This is a genomic window from Pontibacter saemangeumensis (assembly GCF_039541895.1).
GTDB lineage: Bacteria > Bacteroidota > Bacteroidia > Cytophagales > Hymenobacteraceae > Pontibacter > Pontibacter saemangeumensis.
Genome location: NZ_BAABHC010000016.1, coordinates 135,647 through 157,595, shown reverse-complemented (window position 1 = coordinate 157,595; position 21,949 = coordinate 135,647). Strand labels below are relative to the sequence as shown.

The window sequence follows — 21,949 nt, the reverse complement described above, 5'->3', positions numbered from 1 at the left end:
GCTATAGTTTTGTTTTCTGCTGATTTCCTGAAAAAAGGAAATTAACCGCCTCAGCTATAGCCATGAGGGCAGTTATACCAGCAGAACTTGTGTGGCTGATGGTGTGCTTATAATATTTAAAGGGTTGAAATAACTCATTAAGCTTTATTTCAGAATAACCCCATCCGCTATAAAGCGAATTTCATTTTTTGGAACAGTGATGGAGGCGATCTCGGCTGCTGACTTGCCGGCATCTGCTGCATAATGCCGCTGGTCCTCCACCGACACCTGTTGGTGCAGTGCGGTGCCGGTAAATACTACTTGCCGTCCTTTCAGGTCTTCAACAGGTATAAAAAAACTATAATCACGGAATGTGACTTTCATTGTGCTATGATCGGAGAGCTTTACATCCATCCAGCAGCCCTTAGACTGGCAGCTTTCAGCTATCTCGGCAGCCACAGTGGCCTGTATAGAATCTTTGCCCGCCAGCGCACTCACCAGTTGGTTTGCTGGCATGGCATCCGTATCTGAAACGGCAGCGCCATAAGAAGTTCCTGAGGAAGTAGCAATGGTTGCGTCAGCTTCGCTAGATAAAACGGTAACAGGTGCTTTCTGGCTGCAGCCGAAAGCAACAAAAGCTAAAAACAGGGCAAGAAGTGTTTTTTTCATAATGCGCAAAGAGGAGAATATTGATTAGGCTATGGTTATCTGCCTTTTTGGAGTTTTTTCCCGACGATTTGATTAAGAAGAAGCACGATTCGAATATAATAAATACACAAAATATCGCTAACTTAAGCTATCGTTGCTCCAGGTTATACCAGTAGGCTTTATCGATGCTGAACATGACGCGGCCTGTTAGAAGAGGCAGATATTTGATAGGCAGCGATGCCTGAAAGTTGCCCAGCAGGAGGTCGAAGTTAGTGGAAAAGTAGAAGGAGTTTTTATCGGCCAGGAAGGCAACGGGAACAACCGTTTCATTGTTAACGCCCTGCAACCTGATCGTGGTGGTGCGGTTCCTGGTGGCAGGGTCGAACTGACCGGTATTGGATTGTTGCACAGGCGCCGCTATGGAGATCAGCAGCTCCGGGTATTTTGCCCCGAACAGCACTTCGTAAGCCATGGCTGGCGGTATGGTGTCGTTCAACGGAACAAGGCTGATGACCGGCAGCACACATTCCAGCGTATGCCGTTCTTTGTTGTGGCGCACCAGCATCTGATTTGATATAAAATCATACCGCTTTCCCATGCCCTCCAAGGCAACTATTATGGTGTTATTGCCTGTATATGGTGCCCGCTCGTCCTGTGCAAAGGCATCCAGGCAAAGCAGGGGGTAGAGCAGAATCAGATAGAGAATGCGGAGTATGTAAATTTTCATATTAGCCGGAATTACGTTGCATCACATATTTTAACGCAGCACTTTCCGTAAAGATGCCGAAGCGAAGCGGCAATGGGAATAATATACCCGAAAAGTGCGTACTGCCGCAGAACAAATGCAGGTTGCGCCTGTTGATAAAATGCAGCTATTCTGTTCATAAATTAATTGGGTAAAATACAAAACTAAAAATGCCTGCACCGGTATAATTAGAATAGGTAAACGCATATACTATATTGACTGCAGAACCAGGTAATTTTGCAGTTATTCCCAGAGGAGAAAAAGGGGCTGAGGATGGATTCAGATAAGAAAAAACAACTAAACGCAACACAACGCTCTGCCTTCCGCAGGATTGAAAAAATGCACCCTATCCGGATGCTGCTCTACCTGAGCATGATCGGGATAGGTGTCCTCTTCTTTATACTGACGGTCGCCTTCGCCCGTACAGGCGGCTTTCCAGGAGAAAAGTTCGAATTACCCAATTTTTTCAGCGTGAGTGTCATCCTGCTGCTCTTCAGCAGTTATACCATGACGAAGGTGCCCCGCATGTACAAGAAGGAGAAGCTGAAGAAAATGGTGCGCTACCTTGCGCTGACGCTACTACTGGGTATCCTGTTTATCGGGGCCCAGTTGATTGGCTGGAACGAGATGTCTGCAACCGGTATCTACTTTTCTGGCAAAGCCTCCGGAACCTATCTTTACCTTATCTCGGCGCTGCATATCCTGCACTTACTGGGGGGCATTATCTTCCTCTCCTTCATGCTCTTTAAAACCATCTATGTGGCCTCGGACGGGGTTCGCAGTCTGATTTTTATCCGTGATCCTTTCCGGCACCTGCAGTTGTCCATGCTCAATAGCTACTGGCATTTTATGGACTTTCTGTGGCTGGGACTTTATCTTGTTTTCCTGTTCATCGCCTAAACCCACAACAACTGAGGTGCTGTTTAGCAGGAATGACATTTTTAGCGGTTTCCTTTCATATTGATTCACTCTTTAGATATTGTCCTTTATATAGGAATCAACTGCTTACCCTTTGTAAAACATTTCAATCAAACAAAAGCGAGCTGCCCCTTCCTAATTAAATAGGGGAGGAGCAGCTCGCTTATTTTCTTATTTCTGCTATCTCACCAAGGTGACAGAGCCTTTGTATTTGCTGGTTTTATAGTCAATCACATAGAAGTAAATTCCGTCGTTAACGCCTTTCCCATCCCATTTAAAGTTGCTGCTGGTGCTGGAATATACCTCTTTGCCCCATCGGTTGAAAATACGGATGCTGGAGAAGACGGCAGAACAGAACTCAGAGGGCAGGTTAGGCACTTCAAAGAAATCGTTTTTGCCATCCTCATTCGGTGTGAAGATGTTGGAGGGGATATAATCCCCGACCTGCGGCACCTCAATCCGGAACTCCATCGTCATCAGCTGTGGCGATGGGTCGCAGGCATCTTCCGCCAAAGTAAAGTTTACCCGCACCACTCCCTGCTCTGCTGCCTGGCAAAGCGCCTGCATTTTGAACAAACCTACCGTGTTGCCTTTGCCTGGGGTGCTCTCGAAACTCATGCCATACTCCTCCAGGTTGAAACCTTCTCCAGCGGCTGAGAGAACCAGGTTATCCAAATCTATATCCGTTCCTGCCAGTTGGGCTTCAAAGTTTTCGTTCAACTGGAGGTCGAATGTGAGCACTGTTTTATCTGAAGTCAGCACAGGCGCGTTGTTTGAGCTCTTTAGCCGAAACTCAAGCACCAGCTCCTGCGGCGTGCTGGGGGCGCAGGCATCCTCCGTCAGGATGTACTTTACCCGTAGGGGGCTTTTTGTGAAAGCTTCGCAGGTAGGGGTCCAGGTGAAGGTGCCGGAAGCTTCGCCGTTGCCTCCTGTGCTTGTAAAACTCATGCCATAGTCTGCCAGGTTAAAGCCTTCGCCCTCTGCCTGCAGGGCCAGCAGGTCCTGGTCGATGTCTGCACCAAACAGGTTTGCGTTGAAAGGCTCACCCACTTCCAGCTCGATTACCTGTGCAGGCTGGTCAGATGTCAGGGTAGGAAGGTTGTTGCTGCTTTCCGGCTGCACCTCTATTGTTTCCGTACGGGTGACGGATTCATTGCAAACCATAGAGGTGACGGTAAAATCTATTTTATAGGATTCCTGTTTCAGAGTGTTGCAATCTATGTTCCAGTTGAAAGGAGCAGTGACCTGACCGGGGGCGCTACCTCCCTGAAATGTGATATCCTGCTCTGAAAGTGAAAAACCCTGGCCTTCCGCTGCTAAGGAAACGATATCTTCGTCAGGGTCAATACCCAATACATCAAAGTTGATCCGGTCCCCGTTCTTAACTTTGAAAACGCGGTTAGGGGTAGAGAGCGACACAGTAGGCGGGGCGTCGGGGATAGGGTCGATCTGCAGGCGCAGGCGCACTGTGTCCTGTCGGGGGAGGCTGCAGCCGTCGTCACGCACGATCAGGTCCAGTTCATATATCTTCCCCTCTGTGTCAAAACAATCGTCGAAGCAAAGCGTGGCCTTCAGTGAGTCCAGGGCGGCCCCCTGGTTGATCATGCCGCTGGTGGTGCCATTGAAGGTATACTCCTGGCCCGTAAAGTTTACCGGCCTTGCCCGTAGCGATACAAACTCGCTCAGGTCTGGGTCGGTGATAAATACATCGATGCAGCGGTTGTCGGTGGGGGTGATGCGCAGCACGGACCCTTTCTCATAAAACTCCTTATCGCCTTGCTCCCGTGCCACTACCTGAGGAGACTGGTTTCGGGGGCAGTCCAGCACCAGTACCTGAAAATCTCTCCGGACTTCGCCTATCTTTCTGCCTGCCCTGTATTCCTGGGCCCGTATGCCAAACACAAACAAGCCCTTGCGGCTCGGGCGCATGGTTAACTGCCCGGAGTTCCGGTCAATTGTCATATTCGGGTTCCCCTGCACCTGCGCATTTATAAAATACCCAGGCATCCACTTCACTTCCGGATAGGGTGCCGAACGAGGGGGTACGGTGTAGACTGGCATAGCGGGGGTAGTAAAACCATTTAGCGGCGTCACCATATCATAAGTGATGGAATCGCCGTCAGGGTCTGTGCCATTGAAGTCAAAGTAGAACAGCTCTCCAACGCAGGCATAGTCGCTCAGGGGCGGAAACAAGATAGGGGAGGAGTTGCGGAAGAAATCCCCGTTCAGCACCACCGGCGGGAACTCCATATAAAAAGTCTGGGCGGCATCTTGCGGTGCCATGATGTTGTTGATGGTATTATTGCGGCAGCAGCGCTCCCAGGTCACATAGTATCCGTCAGGTTTGTTGTAGATGGTCGGATCAAGAAAGATGGTCTGGTAGTAAACGATTTTTCGGGTCACAAGCTCCCCGACTGTGCAGTCGATGTTGGTATAGGGTACCAGGGACTGCTCCTGAATATACATCACCTGTGAGCCGATCCGTTGATTAGTTGCCTTGTCAAAAATATTGACACTTATATAAGGGTCAAGCGCATCGGGATTTCCGTTTACCACGTCAAAGTACAAGTTTAGCTTGAGCCTGTAATTGAAGTTGTTCAGGTGCTCCAACTCAAACTCACCACCCACAATATGAGTGGCGCCTGCGCTTAGTGAGAGTAGGAAAGCAAAAAATAAAAAGAGAAAACGCTGCAACATACGCAAGCCAAAATTTAAGCAACATAAACTTGTCTTAAATGTATCTAAAACAAATGTTATTTAAAACTGAATTTTTCGTATATTTCTTAAGCTAAAAACTTACAAAGGGATTAAGTAGGTTGATTCGTATTTTCCTCATGCGGTTGTAGCACCTTGTCAAGCAGTTCGTCGAATGGAAGAGGCTTGGAAAAGTAAGCATCGTTGTAAGCGTTGGCTATGAAGCGGATATATCCCGGGCGGCTGTTTACCTTGATATAATCGAGCAGCACGTTCCCATATAACTGGTTGCAGAGGCTGGTGCCGGGCAGGTCGGAAGCAGGCGGCGTGAGTACGTGCTTTTCCACCTCCTCTGTGTAGCGCTCATGGCGCACCTTCAATTTGTCGCAGCTGTGAAGCGTATATCCCAGGGCCTGTACCCTGTCTTTTAGAAGGTCAAAAAAGAAAGAGAAATTACTGTCGCCTATGCTAGGGTCATAAAAGAAAACAGCCCCCCGCACATGTGCATCCTGTACCAACTGCACCCGTAACGGGCCTGTTAAGTTGGCTTTTGTGTAATGGTATGACTTGAAAAAGGGGCCTGTCCAATGGAGGTACACGCGGTCATGCAACCATGCCTGATAGTCCGCCTCATACCTGCCGGACCGTTTCAGCATGGTGCAGGTGGCTATGCCGTTTTCATGGCCCAACAATCGTCTAATAAATTCGTTTAATGGCATTCGATAATTTACCCATAAAACATACTTCGCCTTAAATAGTTTAAGACTTACTCCTGGCTTGCTGCCTCCTGCGGAACGTTCAGGTAGTGCCTAAACCTTAAATTTACTTAAATAGATTTGAAACATGCCAGTCACGCATGTATGAGCGGCTGCATATGCTGCTGCCAAAACAAAAATCGCTGGTTCTAACGAAATTTGAAACCTATGGAAATGCTTACGCAAGATTTAGAAACCAAGAAGCGGTTGCTTCAGGAATCCACCAAAATACTGAATGCCCAGATAAAGGCGGCAAAGGACGCCATGGATGAGGCACAGGAGAGTGCCAATGAACATCAGGGGGCCATGGAAGACAAGTTCGAGTCGTTCCGGGAGAACTGCCAGATTCAGCGGGATATGTATGCCCGCCAATTGGATGAGTTGATCAGGACCCAGAGTATACTGCGCAACATCAACGCCACGAAAACCAACAAGGAAGTGTCTATGGGAGCTGTGGTGCAAACCGAACTGCAGAATTATTTTATCGGCGTAAGCCTGGGGGAGATTAAATTAGACGGCGATTCTTACTTTGCCATATCGGGCATGTCGCCGCTCTATAAGGTGATGGCGGGTAGAACAGCAGGGGAAGAGTTCACGTTCCGGGATAAAACCTATAAAATCCTGCAGGTGTTCTAAGGCATCCTAAAAGCCTTTTTTCAGTAGTGAACTATATTACTTCTGACTACACTCGCACCTGGATGCTCTGCAGGAGGGAAGCTGCAGGGGTATAAATAACCCTTTTCCCTGTTCTTATATGCGGTGCCGAAGAGGTTTTATATATAAGTTTGGCTGCTGCCATGTGTAATGCTGTAAATAGGAAAACTTTTTGTCGCAATCAAGAGTAAATAAACGTGTAAAGGGTTAAAAAGAGAGGGCCGTGCATGCACGGCCCTCTCTTGATTTATAGCCTATGGGAAACTTACTTCACCCGGGTCCAGCTTTGAGACCTGCCTATCAGGGAGAAGCCGATATATCCTTTCACCTCCATTTTATCCTTGCTCAGCATCTTCATGTAGCAAGAGTAGGTTTTTCCGCTTTCAGGGTCATAGATGGTGCCTTCGTCCCACTTATGGTCTCCGTCATACTCAAACCCCTTCAGGAACACCAGGCCCTGCAACGGTCGGTTTTGAAGCTTCTTCTCCGGGTTGTTCTCGTCCACTTTCGGTTTACCGTTCCTGTTTGGCTCCTTGAGCGATACAATTTTTCCGCACAATTTGTCGCCGCACGGGTAGACCTCAAAATTTGCCTTTCCGTCCTGGTTCGTCCAAACCCCTACCGGCGACATGCTTTGAGCCCAGGCACTTGCGGTAAACAGCATAAGAGCAACTAAAGATAAAAGATGCTTTTTCATGTATAAGAATGATTAGTTAGAGTATGCAACGAAATATAGTGAAAATTATCATACATACTGCCTTGCCTGATGGACTGATCTCATTAGCGCCACTGTAGAACAACCTCGGTGAACACGGACCACTGAAGCAAAAATATGCTTATATGCTCTTATAAAGAGGATAACGGTTGCCAATGAGTGAAGGCGGTGATAGAGTTCTTTGTGTAGAAAATTGAGTGTAAGCCGGTTGCTGCTGCAGAAGAAGCTTCCCTTAAAGATCTTAAAATAATGTGAAAATTATTGTGAACTTTTAGGCGTTGTTATATCTTTATGATACAGTAGCGAGTGCTACGGCTCTGGTCTAACAACCTAATTCTACATGGTCTAAGGTTCAGGGTTATGTTGGACTAATGAGAAAGGAGGTGCTGATGTCTAATCCCAAACGAGTGTTATCAAGCCTACGTAATAGTATTCACCTAAACCGTGAATTGGCTTCATAAACGGGATTTTGCTGTTTATGCAGCATGCAATTGCATTGGTCTTCGGACGGTGAACTGAAAAACAGGAAGCCGCTTGGTAAGACTTTTTAGGATTCTGAAACACCTGGTGTACCTTGACGGGCTGCACCAGGTGTTTCTTTTTTATACAACTGGCTGCTTACAGGTCGTCTTTAAAGATGGTGTTGTTGCGCAGCCGCCGCTCTCTTATAAAAGTACCAACGTAAAAGCCTGCCGCCACAAAACAACTCAGCCCCATCAGCACCAGCAGGATGTTTCGCCTGCTCCAACTAAAAGCCCCCGGGTCGATGCGCCAAACCACCAGTAGCCCCACGAGCAGCGTCAGGGCAGTGACCGTATTGAATACAAACCGGTTGTGTCTGCGCAGATGGTAAGTGCAGGCCAACAGCAGCAGCCCGAACAGTGGCGCGATGAGCGCAGTCGGCGGCTTGGCCGGGTTTGCAAAATATCCTATCAGTCCTGCAACAAGCAGCACAAGAGCGTTGATGGTGTTGATGATGTAAGGATGTACCATGGCGTTGTTGTTTAATACAGCAACAGGGACTCATATGCCCATGTCATGGTTTTGTGTACGTATAATTCCGAAAGGGTTATAGAGGCATAGAGAATATGCCAATTTAGACCCTACAAAATCCGCCTTACCTGCAGGAAGCGCAGGTCATACCGGGAGCCCTCCACCTTGCTTACTTTTACCCCCCCGTTAGAGGAGGAGTGCACGAACTCAATGGTGTTGCCTGGTGAGGAGATGACGATGCCAGCATGGCCGGGTTCACGCACGTCAGCATCGGTGCCTGTAAATATCACCAGGTCGCCAGGGCTGGCCTTGTCCCTTTCCACATATATACCTTCTTCGGCCTGCATAGCGGAAGAATGGGGGACCGCTATCTTAAACCTGCTAAAAACGTGGGTAATAAAGCCTGAACAGTCAAAGCCTTCCGGTGTTATGCCCGCATATAAATAGGGGGCACCCCGCAGACTCATGGCATAAGAAACAAGGCGTTTGCTGTTGGAGTTGCTTTCCTTAGGCTCTAGGTGCGAAACAGCTGCAGGAGAGGAGGCAGGTTGATTTGATGTCTGATGATGTGTAACAGCATCATCTGCAGCAGACGGAGAAAGACTTGGGAAAAAATGCTGCGGCGTAGCCCAGAGTAGTATAAAGAGCAGTGCAAGCGGTGACAATACTAATAGCTTCGTCTTTTTCATAGGTGTGTTGTAAGCGGTGTGGCATAAGATATGGAAATACCATGCCAAAGTTTGTTCTCTAAGCCACCGGTGTTTATCTCAAGCCATGATTCAACTATAATCCATATATACCCCTCCTTAAAAACATAAGAAGTAAGTATAAAAGTTTACATTATATTTTAGTGTCTTCACGCTTATTATAGGTCTATTAACTTATTAAATGAATTTTTTGAAACATTTTCATATGGTTACATTGCTTTGTATAGCAAAAGAGATATTTTTGTATAGGAACGTGTATTAATTGCGTAATCATGAAAACATATAGCACAGGTTCGTGGGAGGTGAGGTTTGATGCGGCACAGAGCAGGCTTCATCTGGCTTGCTCCGGTAGTTTCAGATCAGAGGATTTCAGGGAAAGCCTGCTGGTGGCACTTGATTGCGCCGAGGAGCACCATGTAAAGCAGTGGCTGATTGACTACACGGCAATCGGTAATCTGGATGAGGCTGAGGAGAACTGGCTGCATAATCACCTCTTTCCGAGAATCATGATGACGATGGGAACCGGCAACTACGTGGCCGTGATCCTATCTGAGAGGTGCTACCAGACCCTGTTAAGCGAAGCGGGGCTTTTCGGACTGCAGAGCTACAATTCTTTCATTATCATCAATACCTTCTCAAGCACAGAACTTGCCGTAGCCTGGCTCAATGACAGCGCCATACCGCATGCTTCCTGAGGCTGCTGTGTGGCCGTCCGCGTAGTCACTGGATTTTGAAAAGCACGGTTTTTGTTGTAAAATGCCGAAGCTTTAATCAATCCTATTTTCAACATGTCCCAACCAAAAAGATTTTCTCTTTCCCTCTTATTCTTTGCCTTTCTCAGTTTAAGCCATGTGGCTGCGGCTCTCGCTGCAGAACTTCGCTACACCCTATCGATGCCTGCGCCGCACACGCATTATTTTCAAGTGGAAGCAGAACTTTCAGGGGCTAAGAAAAACTATATAGACTTCACCCTTCCAGTCTGGGCACCAGGGTCTTATCTGGTTCGCGAGTTTGCCAAGAACATCGAGGGCTTTGAGGCAACCGACAAGGCAGGCAAAGTGCTCCGCTCCGAGAAGATTGACAAAAACACCTGGCGGGTGTATAGCAACAAAGCCGATCTGGTGCGCGCTAAGTACGCTGTTTATGCCTATGAACTCAGCGTGCGCACCAGCTTCCTGGACTCCTCCCACGGCTATGTAAATGGTACCAGCGTGTTCATGTATCCTGAAGGATACCAGGACGAAAACGGGACGCTGGTCGTGAAGCCTTACCAAGGCTGGGGTAAAGTCTCCACCGGAATGAAAAGCACCGGCGACTTTACCTATGTGTTCCCCAACTACGACATTCTGGCTGACTCTCCGCTCGAGATCGGGAACCATGAGGTATATACCTTCACGACTGCCGGTGTGCCGCATGAGGTGGCCATGTACGGCGAGGGAAATTTTAACCCGAAGCAACTGATGGAGGATATGCAGAAAGTGACGGAAGAAGCCGTCAGGGTCATAGGTGAACTGCCTGTGGAACGCTATCTGTTTATCGTGCACAACCTGTACCGCGGCGGCGGCGGCCTGGAGCACCTGAATTCCACCACGCTGCAGACGTCCCGCTGGAACTATGGCACAGAGGCTGGCTACAATGGTTTCCTTGCGCTGGTGGCGCATGAGTATTTTCACCTCTGGAACGTGAAGCGCCTGCGCCCGCTGCCGCTCGGACCCTTTGATTACAATCAGGAAAACTATACTGATTTGCTGTGGGTGTCGGAGGGTATTACAAGTTATTACGATGACCTGCTTGTGCGCCGTGCGGGTTTCACCTCTACGCAGCGGTACCTGGATGTGGTGGCCGGTAGCATTAATTCGGTTGAGAACACACCCGGCAACAAGGTGCAGCCGGTGGCAGAGTCAAGTTTTGACGCTTGGATCAAGTACTACCGACGCAGCGAAAACTCGAACAACGCCGAGGTTTCCTACTATACCAAAGGCGGCGTGTTGGGCTACCTCCTGAACATGGAAGTGATGGAGGGCACCAACGGAGAAAAGTCCCTGGATGATGTGATGCGGTATATGTATAATCGCTACTATAAGCAGTTGGGGCGAGGCTTCAAAGAAGAAGAATTCAAGGAAGCGCTTGAGAAGATTTCCGGCCGAAGCATGGACGCCTTTTTCCGGTATTACGTGAATGGCACCAAAACCCCCGATTACAATTCCTATTTCGATGCGGCCGGGCTGCTCCTCATCAACGTGAATGAGAACAGCAGCACCCCAAGCTGGGGGGCAGCCACGGCTGTGTCTGACGGCAAGGTGCTCGTGCGCAGCGTGAACCGGGGCAGCAGCGCTTACGAAGGCGGCCTGAACGTGAATGATGAGATTGTGGCCTTGAACGGGTACCGCGTGGGGAGTGACATAGACAGCTTTGTGAACAGGCTGAACGTAGGCGATACGGCCGAGGTGGTGGTCGCCCGCGAGGGTAGGCTGGAGACGCTCAAAATTCCGATCCTGAAGGACGAAAGCGTACGCTTCCGTTTCGAGCGGGTGCCGAACCCAAGCAACTTACAGCAGAAAATTTTCAACAAGTGGCTGGCCACGAACAACAGTTAGGGTAAGCAGCATTTCATTTACAAAGCGGCGTCAGAAGGGGGAAGCTCTTCTGACGCCGCTTTATTTACGGGCGGTCATATCTTTATTACGTGCTGTTTGCCGGGACCTATATATCCTGCTAAAGTTGGCAGTCAGCAACCTAACGCGCAGGAATATATAATTTCAGAAACGTCACAATTTCCAATCACACCAATAGCAAAGTTATTATTGACTTTTTATGTATAAAAAATAGTGCAATTTATCTGATTGACCAACTATTCGTTTTACTGCAGAAGGTTGCAAAGTAGAAATATTTTATTTTGCAGTTTTACTATGTATCTTTCGAAGTAGAAGAACCTTGAAAGTTTATATGGCATGCTGCTGCTTGAGACGGAAATCGTAATTATAAGCTATTTGGAAGGTGCTAACTGTCTCCATATTAAATGGTTAATGAAGCCTGATGATGCTGCCTTTGTGCATGCTCACCTGGCAGCCTTGCAGTTATCCCTCGAAAGGCAATCCGTTAAGTTTTATTGCACTGATCTAACTTCAGTAGGTGCGCTTACAAGAGAGCAGGAATACTGGCTCAATCAGGAGCTTTATAAAAAGTCATACAATATTTTGCAGGATGATTTCTTTGTGGCTGTTGTGTTCTCCGAGGAGCATTTTAAAGCCGTGGTGTCTAACTACATCGTCCCGTCGGCCACCCCTTCGCATGAGTTTGTGCATTTCAATTACTTCACGGATCAGGCGGAGGCGCTGCAATGGTTGAGGGGTATAAAAAAAGGCCAGGACACGGCGCTTATCCAAGCTGTATCCTGACCTTTTGCCGATAGCGGCGCTACCGGAGATCAAGGGAAGATACCCAATGACTCGTAGCTCACGCCAATTTTCTCTATAGCTGCCAGGAATGCCGCTGTGCGGAGGTCTGGGATGTTCTTCTGCTGCATCACATTCCTGATCTCGTGGTAAGCGTTGATCATCGTATCTTCCAACCCTGATCGCACCAGGCTTATCTCATCCGCGCCCTGCGTTAAGAAGGCCCTCTCGCCCGCCGTCATGCTTTTACCCGACGAAGTTTCTATTGCGTTCACCAGGCGCAGGTAACTGGCCTCCTCAGCGCGCTTGCCCATGCGGCCAAAGCGCACGTTCGATAAGTTTTTCAGCCACTCGAAATATGACACTGTCACACCACCCGCGTTTAGGTATAGATCCGGAAGTATGATGACACCGTTGCGCTTCAGAATCTCCTCAGCCTCACGTGTCACAGGCCCGTTGGCTCCCTCTGCTATGATCTTTGCCTTTATCTTGCCGGCGTTTGCTCCATGTATTTCATTTTCCAACGCAGCAGGAATCAGGATATCGCAGTCCATCTCCAGCAGATCGGTTGAATTGTCGTAGTTTTTGCATTCTTTGAAATTAAGGATCGAGCCGTTCTCGCTCCTGTGCTGGAAGGCCTCCTGCACGTCGATGCCGTTGTCGTTGTAGATGCCGCCTTCGCGCTCGGCTATACCGATGATCACAGCGCCATCCTGCTGGCAGAACAAGGCGGCGTGGTATCCCACATTACCAAGTCCCTGCACAATGATTCTTTTGCCCTGCATGGTGTTCCCATCAAGGCCTTTGCCCTGTAATAGCTCAGTGTCACCCAAGGCCTCCCGAATGCCATAGTATATACCCAGTCCGGTTGCCTCGGCACGACCCCGGATACCACCCTGGCCCACAGGCTTACCCGTCACGCAGCCCAGGGCGCTTGTCTCGCCATACTTAAACGTCTGGTACGTATCGGCTATCCAGGCCATTTCGCGGCTGCCGGTGCCGTAGTCCGGGGCGGGCACGTCAATGCCGGGCCCGATCAGGTTCTTCTTGATAAGCTCTGTGGCGTAACGGCGGGTAACGCTTTCCAAAGTTTTAACGGAACTGGTACGGGGGTTTATCTTTACCCCGCCCTTTGCACCGCCGAATGGTACATCCACCACGGCGCATTTGAAGGTCATAAGGGTAGCAAGCGCCTTTACCTCGTCCTCATCTACCTGCATGCTGTACCGGATACCCCCTTTGGAAGGAAGCTTGTGGTGGGAGTGCTGTACCCGTATACCTTCGATAACTTCAATTTTACCTTCTATCTCAACGGGGAAAGATACCTTGTAGACGCTGTTAGGAGCTTTGATTTGGGCAAGTATGCCGGGGCTTAATTTGGAAAAGCTTGCAGCATGGTCAAAAAACTGATGTACACTGTCTAAGAATTTTTTTCCTTCATTAGGTTCGTTTGCCATACGTTTGTGTCATTTTTTTGAGATGTTCATCTGAAGATTTATGAACGGTTACCGGCAGGTTTTGTTCTCATCACCTTCTTTTCTGCCTCTTCCGACATCAAGTGCAAGAATGTGCAGTGTTTAAAATTTATATTTTAATTATATAAAATAAAAGATTCATCTAATTCCTTTGTTTTATATCTTCTAATAGCATAAGTTTACATACTTTAATTTAGCACTACCTCAGCATTGCTCTGCCTAAGCTGTACTTCTTAATTCTCAGGATACTTGATTACTTATTAGAAAGACCACACTGATGATAGCAGAAAGGATTATCAATAAAAATGTTCTTCCGGACATTTCTCTAAAGCCGGAACTAGTCTATAAATTAGAGAACTTAGATGTGTCTTATAATGCTGCGGATGAAGTGCTTACCGTACAATGGGCAGGAGAAATCAGCTCTGAGGATATTCGTGTCGGGTATGAAATAGTAATGAGACAGGTGAAGTTGCACAGGCCCAGTAAACTTCTGTTTGATTTCCATAAGCGGGTATCCATCAAGCGGAAGGCTCAACGGTGGGTTTTTAGCACTGTTTTCCCAAAGATCCTACGTACAGTCGGTGACAATGTGTTTGTGGCTATTGTGCTGCCCGTTGAACTCTACCACGGCCTCGTGGCAGATATGGATGGGGATGAACTGATGCACGCTAATAACTTCCTTATCATTCATCATTCCCTGTACCGTGAGGAGGGGTTGCGCTGGTTAGCAACCATGCGGGCGTCAGCACGGCGATAAACGATCCAGCTTCTACCAGGTTATGTGAACCTTCTTCCATCTATACCTTTATCCTTTTTATGATGAATGGGAAGGGGCTTTTTGCTGTTGCTATGGAAAGGAAGTATGTATGATTTCATATTAGCCATACAACTACAGGATAAACATAAGCAAGGTCTTTGGGATCTACGGACACCATGTTATCCCGCTTATTGTATATATAAATGGCCGTCGCCCGGGCAGGATCTACTCCTGACATCCGGGCGGCGGCCATTTATATATACGACGGCTGTGCCGTTATTTAACAGAAAGCAGCTCTACATCAAAGATGAGGGTAGAGTGCGGGCCGATATCGCTACCGGCGCCCTGTGCCCCGTACGCCAGGTTTGCCGGGATAAAGAGTCTCCATTTCGCGCCTTCTTTCATCATTTGCAAGGCCTCTGTCCAGCCAGCGATTACGCCATTTACCGGAAAGGTAGCCGGCTCGTTGCGCTGATAGCTGGAGTCAAACACTGTACCGTCGATCAGGGTGCCATGGTAGTGGGTGGTAACGGTGTCGGTTTTGGAGGGCGATTTGCCCGTGCCTTCCTGCAGCACCTGGTACTGAAGACCGCTCGGTAGCGTCTTCACACCTTCTTTGCCCTTGTTCTCTGCTAAGAATTCCTCACCGGCCTTCTTGTTGTCAGAGCTGGAGGCATTCTGCTTCTGTGCCATTTCCTGCTGAAGCGCCATCATGGCCTGCTGTACTTCCTCCTGCGACAAGGACGAGGGTTTACCTTCCATTGCCTCTTTCATGCCTTTGATGAAAGGCTCTGCTTCTATTTCAATGCCCTGCTTTTTCAAGTTGCTGGCCATGTCGCGGCCAATAATGTAGCTGATTTTTTCCTTTAATTCCATAATGTCTCTTTTTGCACCAAACAGTGCCATCTAAAATAAGGTATACCGCTTGGCAGCGGCAAAGTTACAAAGCTAAACATTTTGAAGCTAACGGATCGGATTGACACCCGCACGGGTAGTGCGGCCAAGTGAAAAATCAGGGGCTACTGTTATTTTATATAGAACCATAATGCCTGTGTTTTAGGACTTCCCGCGTTTTATATATAGAAAAGGAATCTACGCTTTCAAAGCGTTATTGACAGCTTTACCCTATCAGACATTGAGAAAGGAGGGTGAAAATTGCAGCCTTTGATCAGCAAGAAGCCGCATTCATCCTATGGATGCGGCTTCTTGCTGATAATCTATATTACACTACATTATTTTTGTATGAAGAATATATTCCCTAGCCATATATGGCTATGATTTGCATCACACCTGTAGTTGCCGGAATGTTGTATAAAATATTATAAATAGAGGTGGTAATCTTCTTCTGCATCGTCAACGTGCAGGTTGCTTGGCTGAAGCCAGCTTTTCATCAGCAGGCTGATTGTGGTTCCGATGAGGAAGAAAGACGAAAGTGTAGTGATGCTTTTCATATGCCAGAACTTTGTGAAGGTGAGACGCGATTTTAGCATATTAACGTATCAGTATATTAATAAGTTCTACTCTTATGTTAAGAAACTATAAAAAATTAGTGCTTACTCACTTTTTTTATTAACCTACTGGAAATGTATACCATATAGCCTTAGAAAGATCTTTTTTTGTAAAAGCTACTCCCTCTACATTGCTTTGAGACTCCAGTATTCCGAAGCAATTTAATGGAGCCGTTGAGCATATATGAATCCAGCAAAAATGAATTTAACTTTCCGCCCCATCTGCAAAGCCAGAAAGTGAAGCGGATAGTCCCTTAGTAATGAATTTGTAAAATTTAAACCTTCCTGTCTGCTGATGGACGCATTTAGTGTTTAACCGAAGCGCATTAAAATCCTTTCGTGAGGAAGGGGTAAAAAGGAAACGCCATACAGACTTGTATGGCGTTTCTGCTCAAAATGGGTTAGCCGTTGGCTTACATGTTCCTGCGATACTGGCCGCCAACCTCAAAAAGGGCGTTGGTGATCTGGCCAAGCGAGCAGAATTTCACCGTTTCCATCATCTCCTCGAAAATGTTCCCGTTGTTGATCGCCACCTGCTGTATGCGCTTCAGCATGTTGCCTGCCTCATCTGTGTTGCGCTGGTGCAGCGATTGCAGCATCGAGATCTGGTACTGTTTTTCTTCTTCTGTGGCACGGATCACCTCGGTTGGCAGCACGGTAGGGGAGCCTGTAGAAGAAAGGAAGGTATTTACCCCAATGATCGGGTATTCACCGGTGTGCTTTAAAGTTTCATAGTAGAGGCTTTCCTCCTGGATTTTACCGCGCTGGTACATCGTCTCCATGGCGCCCAATACCCCGCCGCGCTCTGTTATCCTGTCAAACTCTGTCAGCACCGCTTCTTCTACCAGGTCGGTCAGTTCTTCAATGATGAAAGAGCCTTGCAGCGGATTCTCGTTTTTGGCCAGCCCCAGCTCGCGGTTGATGATCAGTTGAATGGCCATGGCACGGCGGACGGACGCCTCTGTAGGCGTTGTGATCGCCTCATCATAGGCGTTTGTATGCAGTGAGTTACAGTTATCGTAGATGGCATACAGCGCCTGCAGCGTCGTGCGGATATCGTTAAAGTCGATCTCCTGCGCGTGCAGCGAACGGCCCGAGGTCTGGATGTGGTACTTCAGCATCTGCGAACGCGCGTCTGCGCCATATTTGTGCTTCATCGCCTTCGCCCATATCTTCCGGGCCACGCGCCCAATCACAGCATACTCGGGGTCTATGCCGTTGGAGAAGAAGAAGCTCAGGTTCGGGGCGAATTTATTGATGTCCATGCCGCGGCTCACGTAGTACTCTACAAACGTGAACCCGTTGGCCAGCGTAAAGGCCAGCTGCGAGATGGGGTTGGCACCTGCCTCGGCTATATGGTAGCCGGAGATGGACACCGAATAGAAGTTGCGGATGTTCTTGTCGATGAAGTACTGCTGCACATCGCCCATCAACCGGAGCGAAAACTCCGTGGAGAAAATACAGGTGTTCTGTGCCTGGTCTTCCTTTAGAATGTCCGCCTGCACGGTGCCGCGTACGGAGGCCAGCGTGCGCACCTTGATCGGTTCATACACCTCAGCGGGTAAAACCTGGTCTCCGGTTACACCCAACAGCATCAAGCCCAACCCATTGTTCCCTTTCGGAAGCGGCCCCTGGTAATGCGGGCGCTCTGTACCCTTCTCTTTATATATAGCGGCGATCTTCCGGTTGATTTCCTCTTCCAAACCCTGTTCCTTTATATAGAGCTCGCATTGCTGATCGATGGCGGCATTCATGAAAAAACCGGTAAGGATAGCCGCAGGGCCGTTGATGGTCATGGAAACGGAGGTCATCGGGTCCGCCAGGTTAAAGCCGGAGTAGAGTTTCTTGGCATCATCCAGGCAGCAGATGCTTACGCCGGAGTTCCCGATCTTGCCATATATGTCCGGCCTGTAATCAGGGTCCTCCCCATATAGCGTCACCGAGTCGAAAGCCGTGGAGAGGCGTTTGGCGGGCAAGCCCAGGCTCACGTAGTGGAAGCGGCGGTTCGTGCGCTCCGGGCCGCCTTCCCCCGCAAACATCCGGGTAGGGTCCTCGCCCTCGCGCTTAAACGGGAAAACCCCGGCCGTATAGGGGAATTCACCCGGAACGTTCTCCTGCAGGTTCCACTTCAACAGGTCTCCCCAGGCCTCATAGCGGGGCGTGGCCACTTTCGGTATCTGCAAATGGGAGAGCGACTCCGTGTGCGTCTTTATCTTCAGCTCTTTATCCCGAACTTTGAAGATGTAGAACTCATTCTTGTAGGCCTGTACTTTTTCTTTCCAGTTCTCGAGAATCTTCTTGTTCTGCCCGTCCAGGCGCAGCTCTACTTCTGCATATGCCTGCTCCAGTTGCCTGATCAGGCGGTCTTTATCTGCTACCTCGATGCCCTGCACAGCTTCAATGGATTTTTTAATGCCATATAGCCTCTGCGCCACTTCCGCCTGGTCTTTGCTCCACTTGTCGTAGCCGCGGATGGTCTCTGCTATCTCCGACAGGTAGCGCGTGCGGGCAGGGGGAATGATGAAGACTTTCTCCGACATCTCTTTCGAGGTCTGGAGGTTCGAGTCAAACGCAATACCGGTTTTCTCAGATATCTTCGCCATTACAGCCCTGTAAAGCTGGTTCATGCCCGGGTCGTTAAACTGCGAGGCGATGGTGCCGAACACCGGAACATCCTCGTCTTTCGTGTCCCACAGCTGGTGGTTGCGCTTGTATTGCTTCTTCACGTCGCGCAGGGCGTCCAAGGCGCCGCGCTTGTCGAATTTGTTCAGGGCGATTACATCCGCAAAGTCCAGCATATCGATCTTCTCGAGCTGGGTGGCGGCCCCGTATTCCGGCGTCATCACATACAGGCTCATGTCGGAGTGCTCGATGATCTCGGTGTCGGACTGGCCGATACCGGAGGTCTCCAGGATGATCAGGTCGAAATCAGCCGCCTTTACGATGTCCACGGCGTCCTGCACATATTTACTGAGCGCCAGGTTGCTCTGGCGCGTGGCCAGGGAGCGCATATATACCCGCTCGTTGGAGATGGAGTTCATGCGTATTCTGTCACCCAGCAAAGCTCCCCCGGTTTTGCGCTTGGAGGGGTCAACAGATATAATGGCGATCTTCTTTTCGGGGAAGTCCAGCAGGAAACGGCGCACCAACTCATCCACCAATGACGATTTTCCGGCACCGCCCGTCCCAGTGATGCCCAGCACGGGCGTTTTGACATCCTTCGCCTGCTCTCTCACCTGATTCAGGATTCCGCTTGCCTCCTCCGGGAAGTTCTCAGCGGCGGAGATGAGGCGGGCAATGGCTTTAGGGTCTTTGGCACGCAGATGCTTCGCTACACCGTTCAGGTTCTTCCCGGTCGGGAAATCGCATTTGGAGAGCATGTCGTTGATCATGCCCTGCAAGCCCATGGCACGGCCATCGTCCGGGGAATAAATGCGCGTAATGCCGTAGGCCTGCAGTTCTTCTATTTCAGCGGGCAGAATCACACCGCCGCCCCCGCCGAACAACCGGATATGGCCACAGCCGCGCTCACTGAGCAGGTCATACATGTATTTAAAATACTCAATATGGCCGCCCTGGTAAGACGTAATGGCAATCGCCTGCGCATCTTCCTGTATGGCGCAGTCCACTATTTCCCGCACCGACCGGTTGTGGCCCAGGTGAATCACTTCGGCCCCGGATGCCTGAATGATGCGGCGCATGATATTGATGGCGGCGTCGTGGCCATCGAACAAAGAAGCGGCTGTCACGATACGGATATGATTGACAGGCTTATAGGGTTCTACGGTAGTTGCTTGCATGTCTACTTAACAGGATTTTTTCGAATTTGATGCGAATATAGGCATTTAATTGCACAATAGCCGGGGTAAGGGCAAGTGCGGATATGGGATAAGGAGGCACTCACTTATTCATAAAATGTTCGTGCATATATACCAGTGATCCTGATTCAGCGTGTTCGCACGTGCAGGCTAGGATCCTTTGCACTGATCGGAACCAACTCTCTGCGGGAGTTTTAAGGGTGTACTCATGCGCGGAGAGCCAAAAATATCGGCCTTCTATAAAGAGTAACGCGCTTTCTTCTTAACTTTGTTATTCGTATACATACTTATGAAGAACATTCGCAATTTCTGTATCATCGCTCACATCGACCATGGCAAGAGTACGCTGGCCGATCGCCTCTTAGAGTACACCTCCACGGTGGCGGAGCGTGAAATGCAGAACCAACTATTGGATAACATGGACCTGGAGCGGGAGCGGGGCATCACCATCAAGAGCCACGCCATCCAGATGAAATACCCTTACAAGGGCGAGGATTATGTACTGAACCTGATCGACACGCCCGGCCACGTTGACTTTTCGTATGAGGTTTCCCGCTCCATTGCCGCCTGCGAGGGCGCGCTGCTGATCGTGGACGCTTCGCAGGGCATTGAAGCGCAAACTATCTCTAACCTATACCTGGCCATCGGCAATGACCTGGAGATCATCCCGGTGCTGAACAAGATCGATTTGCCGCACGCGATGCCGGAGGAGGTTTCAGACCAGATCATCGAGCTGATCGGCTGTGAGCGGGAAGACATCATCCTTGCTTCCGGTAAAACCGGTATCGGGATTGAAGACATCCTCAACGCCATCTGCGACCGTATCCCGGCGCCGAAGGGCGACCCGGAGGCGCCGCTGCAGGCCCTGATCTTCGATTCTGTTTTCAACTCCTACAGGGGGATAGAGGTATACTTCCGCATCTTTAACGGCACACTCCACAAGGGGGACAAGGTAAAGTTTATCAATACGGGCAAAACCTATGAGGCGGATGAGATCGGAGTGCTGAAGCTGAACCAGGAGTCGCGCCAGGAAATGGGCGCCGGCAACGTGGGCTACCTGATCTCCGGTATCAAAAACGCCAAGGAGGTAAAAGTAGGCGATACCATTACACACGTAGACCGGCCAGGACCTGGGATACAAGGGTTTGAAGATGTGAAACCGATGGTTTTTGCTGGTATATACCCGGTGGAGACGAGCGAGTACGAGGAGCTCCGTTCCTCGATGGAGAAGCTGCAACTGAACGACGCCTCGCTGGTATGGGAACCGGAAACGTCCGCTGCCTTGGGGTTTGGTTTCCGTTGCGGTTTCCTGGGCATGCTGCATATGGAAATAGTGCAGGAGCGCCTCGAGCGAGAGTTTGATATGACGGTGATCACCACGGTGCCGTCGGTGGAGTTTCATGCCTATACCACCAAGGAGAAAATGATAAAGGTGAACGCGCCGTCTGAGATGCCGGAGCCGAACTATATCGACCATATCGAAGAGCCCTATATCAAAGCGCAGATCATATCCAAATCGGAGTTCGTAGGGCCCATCATCACGCTCTGTATGGACAAGCGCGGTATCCTGAAAAACCAGACCTACCTTACCAGCGATAGGGTGGAGCTCTCCTTTGAAATGCCGTTGGCCGAGATCGTGTTTGACTTTTTCGATAAGCTGAAGACCATTTCCCGCGGCTATGCCTCCCTGGATTATGAGCTGATCGGCTTCCGCCCCTCGAATATGGTGAAGCTGGACATCATGCTGAACGGCGAGAAAGTGGATGCGCTCAGCGCCATCGTGCACCGCGACAAAGCCTACGACTGGGGCAAGCGCCTCTGCGAGAAGCTGCGCGAGCTGCTGCCGCGGCAGATGTTCGAGATCGCCATTCAGGCGGCCATCGGCCAGAAGATCATCTCCCGCGAAACCGTGAAAGCCATGCGCAAAAACGTGCTGGCCAAGTGCTACGGCGGTGACATCTCCCGTAAGCGCAAGCTCCTGGAGAAGCAGAAGAAAGGAAAGAAACGCATGCGCCAGGTCGGCAACGTGGAGATTCCGCAGGAGGCCTTCCTAGCCGTGCTCAAGCTCGACTAACCCAAACCAAAAGCCCCGATGTGCTGCCGCGCATCGGGGCTTTTGGATTTTGATAATTTGATAATTGAAATTTTGACAATGGACGAAAGACTTTGCCGTAACTAAATTTCTCCT

Annotated in this window: 18 protein-coding genes; 7 read left to right on the top strand and 11 right to left on the bottom strand. The window is 49.4% G+C overall.

Translation table 11 applies throughout. From position 1 onward, the window contains the following. Positions 1–144 precede the first annotated feature (144 nt). Both ABD920_RS14625 and ABD920_RS14620 read right to left on the bottom strand, forming a co-directional pair. Positions 145–648, bottom strand: a complete 504-nt coding sequence (locus ABD920_RS14625; protein ID WP_345160076.1) for a DUF4920 domain-containing protein — start codon at positions 646–648, stop codon at positions 145–147. A 127-nt stretch (positions 649–775) separates the two neighbouring features. Further along, entirely contained in the window at positions 776–1,354 is a 579-nt protein-coding gene (locus ABD920_RS14620; protein ID WP_345160075.1) for a hypothetical protein, read from the bottom strand. Between the two features lie 291 nt (positions 1,355–1,645). Here ABD920_RS14620 and ABD920_RS14615 point away from each other — a divergent pair, with 291 nt between their 5' ends. Beyond that, positions 1,646–2,272: a cytochrome c oxidase subunit 3 gene (locus ABD920_RS14615; RefSeq protein WP_345160073.1), complete on the top strand. Its 627-nt coding sequence runs from the start codon at positions 1,646–1,648 to the stop codon at positions 2,270–2,272. Positions 2,273–2,470: 198 nt separating this feature from the next. Here the strand turns inward: ABD920_RS14615 and ABD920_RS14610 are convergent, their stop codons facing one another. Beyond that, complete coding sequence (locus ABD920_RS14610) at positions 2,471–4,918, bottom strand: T9SS type B sorting domain-containing protein (protein WP_345160071.1); 2,448 nt, start codon at positions 4,916–4,918, stop codon at positions 2,471–2,473. A 179-nt stretch (positions 4,919–5,097) separates the two neighbouring features. Then, positions 5,098–5,640 carry a hypothetical protein gene (locus ABD920_RS14605; protein ID WP_345160070.1) on the bottom strand — a complete coding sequence of 181 codons (543 nt, stop codon included), beginning with the start codon at positions 5,638–5,640 and terminating at the stop codon, positions 5,098–5,100. Between the two features lie 273 nt (positions 5,641–5,913). Between ABD920_RS14605 and ABD920_RS14600 the strand changes: the two genes are divergently transcribed. Then, the gene (locus ABD920_RS14600) at positions 5,914–6,375 is read left to right on the top strand and encodes a hypothetical protein (protein WP_345160069.1); all 462 of its coding nucleotides are present in this window, start codon (positions 5,914–5,916) and stop codon (positions 6,373–6,375) included. A gap of 283 nt (positions 6,376–6,658) precedes the next feature. Here ABD920_RS14600 and ABD920_RS14595 read toward each other — a convergent pair whose 3' ends face one another. From ABD920_RS14595 to ABD920_RS14585, 3 genes are all read right to left on the bottom strand, one after another. After that, positions 6,659–7,057: a DUF2147 domain-containing protein gene (locus tag ABD920_RS14595; protein ID WP_345160067.1), complete on the bottom strand. Its 399-nt coding sequence runs from the start codon at positions 7,055–7,057 to the stop codon at positions 6,659–6,661. Between the two features lie 669 nt (positions 7,058–7,726). Further along, positions 7,727–8,101: a hypothetical protein gene (locus ABD920_RS14590; RefSeq protein WP_345160066.1), complete on the bottom strand. Its 375-nt coding sequence runs from the start codon at positions 8,099–8,101 to the stop codon at positions 7,727–7,729. 110 nt (positions 8,102–8,211) lie between these two features. Beyond that, on the bottom strand, positions 8,212–8,568 hold the full coding sequence (locus tag ABD920_RS14585; RefSeq protein ID WP_345160065.1) for a C40 family peptidase: 357 nt from the start codon (positions 8,566–8,568) through the stop codon (positions 8,212–8,214). A 512-nt stretch (positions 8,569–9,080) separates the two neighbouring features. On the opposite strand from ABD920_RS14585, the gene ABD920_RS14580 reads away from it, so the two are divergent. From ABD920_RS14580 to ABD920_RS14570, 3 genes are all read left to right on the top strand, one after another. After that, positions 9,081–9,503, top strand: a complete 423-nt coding sequence (locus ABD920_RS14580; RefSeq protein WP_345160064.1) for a hypothetical protein — start codon at positions 9,081–9,083, stop codon at positions 9,501–9,503. Positions 9,504–9,596: 93 nt separating this feature from the next. Further along, positions 9,597–11,405, top strand: a complete 1,809-nt coding sequence (locus tag ABD920_RS14575) for a M61 family metallopeptidase (protein ID WP_345160063.1) — start codon at positions 9,597–9,599, stop codon at positions 11,403–11,405. A 354-nt stretch (positions 11,406–11,759) separates the two neighbouring features. After that, positions 11,760–12,206: a hypothetical protein gene (locus ABD920_RS14570; RefSeq protein WP_345160061.1), complete on the top strand. Its 447-nt coding sequence runs from the start codon at positions 11,760–11,762 to the stop codon at positions 12,204–12,206. 29 nt (positions 12,207–12,235) lie between these two features. On the opposite strand, the gene ABD920_RS14565 is transcribed toward ABD920_RS14570, so the two are convergent. Next, entirely contained in the window at positions 12,236–13,660 is a 1,425-nt protein-coding gene (locus ABD920_RS14565; RefSeq protein ID WP_345160060.1) for a Glu/Leu/Phe/Val family dehydrogenase, read from the bottom strand. 295 nt (positions 13,661–13,955) lie between these two features. On the opposite strand from ABD920_RS14565, the gene ABD920_RS14560 reads away from it, so the two are divergent. After that, positions 13,956–14,435, top strand: a complete 480-nt coding sequence (locus ABD920_RS14560; RefSeq protein WP_345160059.1) for a hypothetical protein — start codon at positions 13,956–13,958, stop codon at positions 14,433–14,435. A gap of 276 nt (positions 14,436–14,711) precedes the next feature. On the opposite strand, the gene bamJ is transcribed toward ABD920_RS14560, so the two are convergent. From bamJ to ABD920_RS14545, 3 genes are all read right to left on the bottom strand, one after another. Then, complete coding sequence (bamJ, locus tag ABD920_RS14555; RefSeq protein ID WP_345160057.1) at positions 14,712–15,311, bottom strand: BamJ family beta-barrel-assembly machinery protein; 600 nt, start codon at positions 15,309–15,311, stop codon at positions 14,712–14,714. A gap of 443 nt (positions 15,312–15,754) precedes the next feature. Next, entirely contained in the window at positions 15,755–15,886 is a 132-nt protein-coding gene (locus ABD920_RS14550) for a hypothetical protein (RefSeq protein WP_345160055.1), read from the bottom strand. A gap of 470 nt (positions 15,887–16,356) precedes the next feature. Then, on the bottom strand, positions 16,357–19,743 hold the full coding sequence (locus ABD920_RS14545; RefSeq protein ID WP_345160053.1) for a methylmalonyl-CoA mutase family protein: 3,387 nt from the start codon (positions 19,741–19,743) through the stop codon (positions 16,357–16,359). Between the two features lie 307 nt (positions 19,744–20,050). On the opposite strand from ABD920_RS14545, the gene lepA reads away from it, so the two are divergent. Then, a complete protein-coding gene (gene lepA / locus ABD920_RS14540) occupies positions 20,051–21,835 on the top strand; it encodes a translation elongation factor 4 (protein WP_345160052.1) in 1,785 nt (594 codons plus the stop codon). The last annotated feature ends 114 nt before the right edge of the window (positions 21,836–21,949 follow it).

What these genes read in the sequence shown, in the direction of transcription:
- ABD920_RS14605 (WP_345160070.1), bottom strand. Translation starts at nt 5,640, where the DNA reads ATGCTGAAACGGTCCGGCAGGTATGAGGCGGACTATCAGGCATGGTTG.
- ABD920_RS14550 (WP_345160055.1), bottom strand. Translation starts at nt 15,886, where the DNA reads ATGAAAAGCATCACTACACTTTCGTCTTTCTTCCTCATCGGAACCACA.
- ABD920_RS14565 (WP_345160060.1), bottom strand. Translation starts at nt 13,660, where the DNA reads ATGGCAAACGAACCTAATGAAGGAAAAAAATTCTTAGACAGTGTACAT.
- ABD920_RS14590 (WP_345160066.1), bottom strand. Translation starts at nt 8,101, where the DNA reads ATGGTACATCCTTACATCATCAACACCATCAACGCTCTTGTGCTGCTT.
- lepA (WP_345160052.1), top strand. Translation starts at nt 20,051, where the DNA reads ATGAAGAACATTCGCAATTTCTGTATCATCGCTCACATCGACCATGGC.
- ABD920_RS14575 (WP_345160063.1), top strand. Translation starts at nt 9,597, where the DNA reads ATGTCCCAACCAAAAAGATTTTCTCTTTCCCTCTTATTCTTTGCCTTT.
- ABD920_RS14580 (WP_345160064.1), top strand. Translation starts at nt 9,081, where the DNA reads ATGAAAACATATAGCACAGGTTCGTGGGAGGTGAGGTTTGATGCGGCA.
- ABD920_RS14545 (WP_345160053.1), bottom strand. Translation starts at nt 19,743, where the DNA reads ATGCAAGCAACTACCGTAGAACCCTATAAGCCTGTCAATCATATCCGT.
- bamJ (WP_345160057.1), bottom strand. Translation starts at nt 15,311, where the DNA reads ATGGAATTAAAGGAAAAAATCAGCTACATTATTGGCCGCGACATGGCC.
- ABD920_RS14625 (WP_345160076.1), bottom strand. Translation starts at nt 648, where the DNA reads ATGAAAAAAACACTTCTTGCCCTGTTTTTAGCTTTTGTTGCTTTCGGC.
- ABD920_RS14620 (WP_345160075.1), bottom strand. Translation starts at nt 1,354, where the DNA reads ATGAAAATTTACATACTCCGCATTCTCTATCTGATTCTGCTCTACCCC.
- ABD920_RS14615 (WP_345160073.1), top strand. Translation starts at nt 1,646, where the DNA reads ATGGATTCAGATAAGAAAAAACAACTAAACGCAACACAACGCTCTGCC.
- ABD920_RS14595 (WP_345160067.1), bottom strand. Translation starts at nt 7,057, where the DNA reads ATGCTGTTTACCGCAAGTGCCTGGGCTCAAAGCATGTCGCCGGTAGGG.
- ABD920_RS14585 (WP_345160065.1), bottom strand. Translation starts at nt 8,568, where the DNA reads ATGAGTCTGCGGGGTGCCCCCTATTTATATGCGGGCATAACACCGGAA.
- ABD920_RS14560 (WP_345160059.1), top strand. Translation starts at nt 13,956, where the DNA reads ATGATAGCAGAAAGGATTATCAATAAAAATGTTCTTCCGGACATTTCT.
- ABD920_RS14570 (WP_345160061.1), top strand. Translation starts at nt 11,760, where the DNA reads ATGCTGCTGCTTGAGACGGAAATCGTAATTATAAGCTATTTGGAAGGT.
- ABD920_RS14600 (WP_345160069.1), top strand. Translation starts at nt 5,914, where the DNA reads ATGCTTACGCAAGATTTAGAAACCAAGAAGCGGTTGCTTCAGGAATCC.